This window comes from Mesotoga infera, assembly GCA_011045915.1.
GTDB classification, from domain to species: Bacteria; Thermotogota; Thermotogae; order Petrotogales; family Kosmotogaceae; genus Mesotoga; species Mesotoga infera_D.
This window is the reverse complement of sequence record DSBT01000153.1, coordinates 1-7,580: the sequence shown is the minus strand read 5'-3', so window position 1 is coordinate 7,580 and position 7,580 is coordinate 1. Positions and strand designations below refer to the sequence as shown.

At 45.6% G+C, this 7,580-nt stretch carries 8 protein-coding genes and 1 pseudogene; 6 read left to right on the top strand and 3 right to left on the bottom strand.

Annotation, left to right across the window (positions count from 1 at the left end):
- From ENN47_05530 to ENN47_05505, 6 genes and pseudogenes are all read left to right on the top strand, one after another.
- Positions 1–834: pseudogene (locus ENN47_05530) on the top strand (MATE family efflux transporter).
- A gap of 299 nt (positions 835–1,133) precedes the next feature.
- Positions 1,134–2,237, top strand: a complete 1,104-nt coding sequence (locus ENN47_05525; GenBank protein ID HDP77634.1) for an ABC transporter substrate-binding protein — start codon at positions 1,134–1,136, stop codon at positions 2,235–2,237.
- 65 nt (positions 2,238–2,302) lie between these two features.
- A complete protein-coding gene (locus ENN47_05520) occupies positions 2,303–3,244 on the top strand; it encodes a branched-chain amino acid ABC transporter permease (protein HDP77633.1) in 942 nt (313 codons plus the stop codon).
- Between the two features lie 4 nt (positions 3,245–3,248).
- Positions 3,249–4,295: a branched-chain amino acid ABC transporter permease gene (locus ENN47_05515; protein ID HDP77632.1), complete on the top strand. Its 1,047-nt coding sequence runs from the start codon at positions 3,249–3,251 to the stop codon at positions 4,293–4,295.
- Complete coding sequence (locus ENN47_05510) at positions 4,292–5,086, top strand: ABC transporter ATP-binding protein (GenBank protein ID HDP77631.1); 795 nt, start codon at positions 4,292–4,294, stop codon at positions 5,084–5,086. The genes ENN47_05515 and ENN47_05510 overlap by 4 nt, the downstream gene beginning before the upstream one ends.
- Entirely contained in the window at positions 5,076–5,792 is a 717-nt protein-coding gene (locus tag ENN47_05505; GenBank protein HDP77630.1) for an ABC transporter ATP-binding protein, read from the top strand. Before ENN47_05510 ends, ENN47_05505 begins: the two co-directional genes overlap by 11 nt.
- 10 nt (positions 5,793–5,802) lie before the next feature.
- Here the strand turns inward: ENN47_05505 and ENN47_05500 are convergent, their stop codons facing one another.
- The 3 genes from ENN47_05500 to ENN47_05490 all read right to left on the bottom strand — a co-directional run.
- Complete coding sequence (locus tag ENN47_05500; GenBank protein ID HDP77629.1) at positions 5,803–6,432, bottom strand: glycerol-3-phosphate acyltransferase; 630 nt, start codon at positions 6,430–6,432, stop codon at positions 5,803–5,805.
- Between the two features lies 1 nt (position 6,433).
- Entirely contained in the window at positions 6,434–7,213 is a 780-nt protein-coding gene (locus ENN47_05495) for a DUF1295 domain-containing protein (protein ID HDP77628.1), read from the bottom strand.
- A gap of 9 nt (positions 7,214–7,222) precedes the next feature.
- Positions 7,223–7,580, bottom strand: a 358-nt coding sequence (locus ENN47_05490; GenBank protein HDP77627.1) for a fatty acid-binding protein DegV, incomplete at its 5' end; no start/stop codon positions are given.

Sequence of the window (7,580 nt, the reverse complement as noted above, 5' to 3'; positions counted from 1 at the left end):
GTTTCTCTGTGACAGTGAATGCACTTATCGATCCTCTCTTAATATTTGGTATAGGCTTTCCTAGACTGGAGGTCTTCGGTGCAGCTCTTGCAACTGTGATATCAAGAGGATTTGTTGTAATAATTGCGACAGTCATTCTATTCAAGGGAAAGAGAGGATTTAAAGTTAATTTTAGAGATCTTAGGCCGAAGTGGAAGACGCTTACCCGCGTTTTGAGGATAGGCATCCCTTCTTCTGCCGGACAGTCTATAACGGCTCTCGCATTTCTCATAATAACTTCGATGGTTGCCGGCTTCGGTCCGGTGGCTACCGCTGCCCTGGGTGTAGGGAACAGAATAACTTCACTTGCAACGATGTTCTCTTTCGGTCTTTCCCAGGCAACGTCATCGATGGTTGGGCAGTATCTTGGCGCCGGAAGAAAGAGTGATGCTTATTCAGTTGTATGGAAGGCGACCGGAATAAACGTATTGGTTGTTGGAGTGATCTGTACCGGTACGTTCTTCTTTGGGAAGGAAGTGACGGCGTTTTTTATCAATGATCCTCTCGTCTTGATTGAAGGAGAGAAGTACTTCAGAATAGTCTCCTTTTCGATACCGGTTTTTGCGAGTTACAACATTTTCGACATGGCTTTAAGAGGTTCGGGCCACACGATACAGTCCATGATCCTCAATATCACAAGACTTTGGGGGGATTCGTCTTCCTCTGATATACTTTTTTGGTCTTTCCATGGGAACCACAGGAATCTGGTACGCGATGCTCGTAAGCAACCTTGTGATTTCCTCTGCGGCGGCCGTGGTTATCTTCATGAAGCGTTGGCTGAAACCGGTTATTTAGTTTAGATTATGTCAAGTCCAATATGAGGTGATTACCACCGTTTACAGACGATGTCTTCGATATGTTACCAAAATTCTCTTCATTGTTTCACTTCTTAATATTTCCTTATTGTCATTAGTGGTACTATTCGAACAACACGCAAAAGCTCGAATTTTTTCATTCTGGCTAGTTAATTGTACTCTCGGAGGAATAATTAGCTTAGAACACCTATTTTTGCACTTGCTTAGCTTTTAATGAATGTGCATCAAATAATGGGTTAGTCTCATTCACTTGTAACCACTTCAGGAGGAGGTAGAAGTATGAGAAAACTCTTTGTTATTCTCTTAGTTGTCTTTCTTTCCGTATCAGCGCTTGCTTCAATCAAGGTAGGTGCGATTCTTCCGATGACTGGGGGAGTCGCCGCGTTTGGCCAGATGATCTGGCAGGGAGTAGAACTTGCAAACGAGCTGTTCCCGGAGGTTCTTGGGGAGAAAATTGAAATCGTCTTACTCGACAACAACTCAGACAAGGTTCAAGCCGTAAACACTGCCCGTCGTGCCATCGAGCAAGAGGGGGTTGTTGCGATTATCGGGCAGGTAATTAGCTCGAATACGATAGCGGGAGGGACGGTCGCGGAAGAGAACGGAGTAGCTATGGTCTCGCCAAGTTCAACAAATCCACTTGTAACTCAGGACAAAAAATACGTTTCCCGTGTCTGCTTCAGCGATCCTTTCCAGGGAGTCGCCGCTGCATTGTTGGCATTCAACAACATGGGTGCGGAAAATGTTGCCGTCTTTGTAGACGTTGAGCAGGATTATGCCGTCGGATTTGCAAATTACTTCAAAGAGACGGCTCTTGAACTCGGGGGAAGCGTTTTCTATGAGTATTACAAATCGGGAGATCAGGATTTCACCGCGCAGGTCTCTGACGCTATTTCCAAAGGAGCCGGCGCCTTCTTCATTCCCGGATACTATCAGGAGATCGCACTCATAGCTATCCAGGCCAGACAGTTGGGTTTCTACGATCCAATAATTGCAGGTGACGGAGCAGCAGTTCCCGAAACTATTGAAATCGGTGGAGACGCTGTGAACGGATTGTACTTCACAACTCACTATGATGCAGGAAGTCCTGCGTTGACAGAGAATGCAAAGCTCTTTGTGCAAGCCTACACTGCCAAGTACGGTGAAGCGCCGGGAACATTCACCGCCCTCGGGTTTGACACATATCTGGTCGTCAGGGACGCAATAGAACGTGCGGGGAGCACAGATCGAGAAGCGATAGCTAAGGCAGTAAGAGAGACAAAGGATTTTCCTGCCGTGACGGGGATAATCACAATCGATGAAAACGGTGATGCGATTAAATCTGTTGCGATTGTAAAGATTGAAAACGGTAAGTTCGTCTACGATACAACGATCAATCCGTAAAGAAGACGGGGCTCGAATGAGCCCCGTCCTCCCCTTTATTCTCTAAATCGGCCGGAGGTGTGAGCTTGGACCCTAAGACTCTCCTACAGAATTTCATTAATGGTCTTAGCCTTGGTTCCCTATATGCTCTGATTGCGATAGGTTATACGATGGTTTACGGGATTCTAAGACTGATAAATTTCGCTCATGGCGACATCTTCATGATGGCCGTTTACTTCGCTCTCTTCTTTGTGACACTTGCTCAGCTTCCGTGGTATCTGGCGGCAATTTTTGCCATAGCTTGCGCTGCTTTGCTTGGATTTACAGTTGACAGGATTGCTTACAAGCCAATAAGAAGTGCCCCGAGAATATCTGCGCTTATAACGGCTATCGGTGTCTCTTTCTTTCTTGAAAGCCTTGCGGTAGTTGTATTCTCCGGTATTCCGAGATCTTTCCGCACGGTTTTTCCCCAATCGCTAAACGAAATGATTATCATAGGCGGCGAGATGGAGGTAAAGTATGGCAGAGAGGTAATAATCGGAGGTATAAGATTTCCCGTAATCTCTCTCATAACACTTATCGTTGCTGCAATCGCGCTTGTCTTTTTGTGGTGGTTCATTTTCAAGACCAAGGTCGGAATGGCGATGAGGGCAGTTTCTCTTGATATTCAGACAACATCGCTTATGGGAGTGAATGTCGATCGTGTGATTGGAATGACATTTGCTCTGGGTTCGGCACTTGCAGCTATTGGTGGTATACTTTGGGCTATCAGGTATCCGCAGGTATGGCCTTACATGGGTTTTATACCTGGAATGAAAGCCTTTGTTGCCGCTGTCTTTGGTGGGATAGGATCTGTACCTGGAGCAGTACTCGGAGGTCTGATACTTGGGATCACCGAAGTGATGATGGTCGGGATAATGCCGAGCGCAGCGGGTTACAGAGATGCCTTTGCGTTCTTTATTTTGATAATAATTCTCTCACTTAAACCTTCCGGTTTACTGGGTAAACAGGAAGCAGTGAAGGTGTGATTTGATGAAGCAACGGACGAAGACTTCACTGACGTTGATCGCACTTCCTTTGATTGCGCTTCTTCTTTTTTTATCTCAAGAACTGTTGAACAGCTACTATTCGAGAATAATTACACTTATTGGGGTCTACGGAATAATGGCTGTCAGTCTCACGCTCGTAAACGGCATATCTGGAGTCTTTTCACTGGGACATGCCGGATTCATAGCTCTAGGTGCATACACTTCAGCGCTACTGACGCTATCTCCCAAGCAGAAGGAGATGACGTTCCTCATCGAGAAGCTGATTTGGCCTCTTAATTCGATTCAAATTCCCTTTTTCTGGGCGACTTTAATTGCTGGGCTGGTTGCGGCGACATTCGCTTTCTTGATTGGATGGCCGTCACTGAGATTGACGGGTGATTACTTCGCAATTGCGACACTCGGCTTTTCAGAGATAATTAGAATTTTTGCTTTGAATCTCAATTCGATAACTAACGGAGCCCTCGGGCTAAAGGCACTACCAGATCACACAAATGTGTGGTGGGCTTGGGGCTGGTTGCTGGTTACTGTTGCCTGTGTAATGAGCCTTTCTTACAGTTCTTTTGGCAGGGCACTGAGGGCGATAAGAGAAGATAGAGTTGCAGCTCAGGCAATGGGAATAAACGTCTTTAAGCACCAGCTAATGGCCTTTGTGGTAGGCGGTTTCTTTGCAGGCATTTCTGGTTCTCTGTACGGACACTGGCTCAGTACAATCGATCCAAGGACAAACACTTTTGGGATTCTTCTCACATTCAACGTACTTATCATGATAGTGCTGGGTGGTTTGGGAAGTATAACGGGAGCGATTATCGGGGGTGCGCTATTTGCATTCTTGAGTGAGTGGCTGAGATTCCTCGAAGGTCCTATGAATCTATTTGGCTTCAAAATCATGGGGATGAGTGGAATGAGAATGCTTGTTTTCTCAGGCCTCTTTGTAATAATTATGATCTTCTGGCCCAGAGGGTTGATGGGGAGGAAAGAGTTCTCCTGGGAAGGTCTTGTATCTCTTTTCAGAAGGGGAGATAAGAGATGAGCCTATTAACGCTGGACAATACGACGATGAAGTTTGGAGGGCTAACAGCAGTGGAAGAAGTTAGCCTGCGTGTAGAGGAAGGCGAGATCTTCGGACTTATCGGTCCAAATGGAGCAGGCAAGACAACGGTTTTTAACATGGTTACTGGCCATTATACGCCAACAAATGGTCGGATACTGTTCGAAGAGAGTGAGATAACCGGCCTGCCGCCAGATAGGATAACTAGAACTGGCATTGCCAGGACCTTTCAGAATATTAGGCTCTTCAAGGATCTTACCGTTCTTGAGAACGTCATGGTTTCTCAGCATCACACGATAGCCAGCAACGGGGCAGCTTTGAGCTGGTTATTAAGGAGCGTCTCTCGGATAGGCTATGCAGAAAGGGAAAACGAAATGAAAGCCAAGGCGCTTGATCTGCTAAGTGTGTTCGGCATTGAAAAGCATTCAGATGAAAAGTCCAGCTCCCTCCCGTATGGTTCACAAAGGCTCCTTGAGATTGCAAGAGCAATGGCTACCGGTTCCGTCCTCTTGCTTCTCGACGAGCCTGCTGCCGGAATGAATCCTTCAGAAACTGCAAGTCTAGTTAAGACGATCAGGAGAATTCGAGATGATTTTGGTCTCACGATTTTGCTTATAGAACACGACATGAAACTAGTTATGGGTCTTTGTGAAAGGATAATGGTGCTAGACCATGGTAGGACAATAAGTGAAGGAGACCCTGCCTTTGTTCAAAAGGATGTGAGGGTTATCGAAGCCTATCTGGGTAGGGAGTGGGTAACCGTTGGAAAATGAAATTCTTAGCGTTGATGAACTACAGGTTTCCTATGGAGTAATCAAGGCAGTTAAAGGAATCAGCCTTTCCGTTGAAGAGGGGAGCATTGTGACAATTATAGGTTCTAATGGGGCAGGGAAGAGTACTACCTTGGGAGCTATTAGCGGATTGATTAGACCATCCGGAGGAAGCGTTTCTTTCAGAGGTATCAACATAAACAGGCTCGGAGCCGCCAGAACTGCAAGGCGAGGAATTTCTCTCGTACCTGAGGGAAGAAGGATCTTCTCCAATTTGTCCGTAAGGGAAAATCTCCTTATGGGTGCTTACAACAGGAAAGACAAATCGGAAGTAGAGGAGAATTTCGAGATGGTCTTTTCACTTTTCCCAGTCCTGAGAGAGAGACTAAGACAGTCTGGTGGAACTCTTTCGGGAGGTGAGCAGCAAATGCTCGCTATAGGGCGTAGTCTAATGGCAAATCCAGATCTTGTTATGATGGATGAGCCTTCACTTGGTTTGGCGCCGATTGTGGTCGAAGAAGTCTTTCAAGCGATTCACAAATTGAATTCGAAAGGCGTGACGATTCTACTTGTAGAACAGAACGCAGCAAAGGCGTTGGAGATATCTGAGTACGCATATGTCCTGGAAACAGGGAAAATTACCCTTGAGGGTCCTGCAAAGGAGCTTCTGGAGAGTGAAGAAGTTAGAAAAGTGTACCTGGGTATTTGAGAAATGACCTTCAGGCCCCTTCTTGTATTGCTTTTTTCTTTTTTCTTATGTGCTCCCTCAACCCCGGTTCTTCTCCCCGCAAAATTCTTTGGACATTCTCGAGATTTCTGGCTATCATAATCACTGCAACGGGTATAAGCAGAAGAGATATTTTCCATCTGTATCCGAAGATTCTGAAAAGGAAGATCATTACTGAAGAGACGGCGATAACACCTGGAGCCGCGTAGTTCGTAATAGCGATAAAAGCGAGAAGTATGACCATACAGATCAGCGCGACCTGGTAATCAAGACCTATAAGGCCACCGGCCAGTGTGGCAGTTCCCTTCCCACCCCTGAACTTCAGAAAGATGGGATACATATGACCGATCGCAGCAAAGCTGGCCGCTATGAAAAGCATTTGATATGTCCAATGAGCGGAGACTCCTTTGATTATGAGAATCGTGCCCATTCCCTTCATGAAGTCGATAGCTCCTGTGATGATACCTATCTTCCAGCCCTTGACAGCCACCATATTCGAAGCGCCCATGTTTCCAGTACCCTTCTTTCGTATATCAAACCCATAGAGAATCTTCCCAATAAGAAAGGCTGTTGGAATAGATCCTACTAGATAAGCAAAGATGGCGGAGTAAACAACTTCCATGTCAATCACGCTGCTTCTTTCGCATGAACCATGGAATAAAGGCGTTGGTCTCTTTCATGTATTCTCTAAATGCCGGATAGGCTTTATATTTTCTTTCGAGATAGGGAACGCCGGAAACAAATCTAAGCAAAACAGTGATTGTAATTGGACTGATTATTGCCCAGAAACCGCCCTCAATGGAAAGAGCGATGATGAATATTCCCCACCATTGAACGGCCTCACCGAAATAATTAGGGTGGCGCGAGTATCTCCAAAACCCCTTTTTCATTATTTCCCCTGGCTTCTTCGTCTTCACGAAATCTTTCAATTGAAGGTCTGCTATTGATTCGATTGCGAAGCCACAAATCCAGATAAGGATTCCGAGAACGTCCAGAAGTCCAAAGGGCTTCCCCGAATGGCTATTAATGAGCATTACTGAATAAGAGACAATCACCATAAAAAGGCCCTGCAACATATAGATTTGCAGGAAGGATCTAATCAATACCTTCTCTCCCCACTTCTCTCTCATCTGTACATAACGAAAATCCTCACTACGGCCCCAGTTTCTCTTGAATATATGTGTAGTCAATCTTATTCCCCAGAAGGAAACCAGTACAGTTGTTATTATCTGTCTTGAACTGAATTCGCCGTATACGAAAAGTGTAAAGAGGGCGACTACAACGAATCCGGTACCCCATCCTATGTCGACGACAGAGTTATCTTTTTTTGCGGTCCCGATTGCAAAGAATACCGACATGTAGACAAATACTACCAGGGCGTTTAGCAGAATAACATACGCCATCAATTCACCTCATTTGATCTGAACGTCTGGAGACCACGTATCTCTTTCGCAGAGAACTGAGACGCTTACTGCCCCAACTCCTGCGCTTATGCCGACGACTGGAGAGACCTCCATTATGTATTCGGGTTTCTTTCCGAGTAGCTTGGTCAGACTATCTTCGTAAGCCTTTGCAGTCTTGTGAGCATGAGCATGAGTTATGTTGTAGGAGACCACATGGCACTTCTTATTTAACTCTTCAACAAAGCCAAGTATCTTCTTCATGTTTCCGAGTTTGCTGAAGGCCTTTCCGTAAAGTTTTGAATTGCCTTCCCTATCCACAGATACTATGGGTTTCAAATTAAAGGCCTTTCCCACCAACCCAAGCACC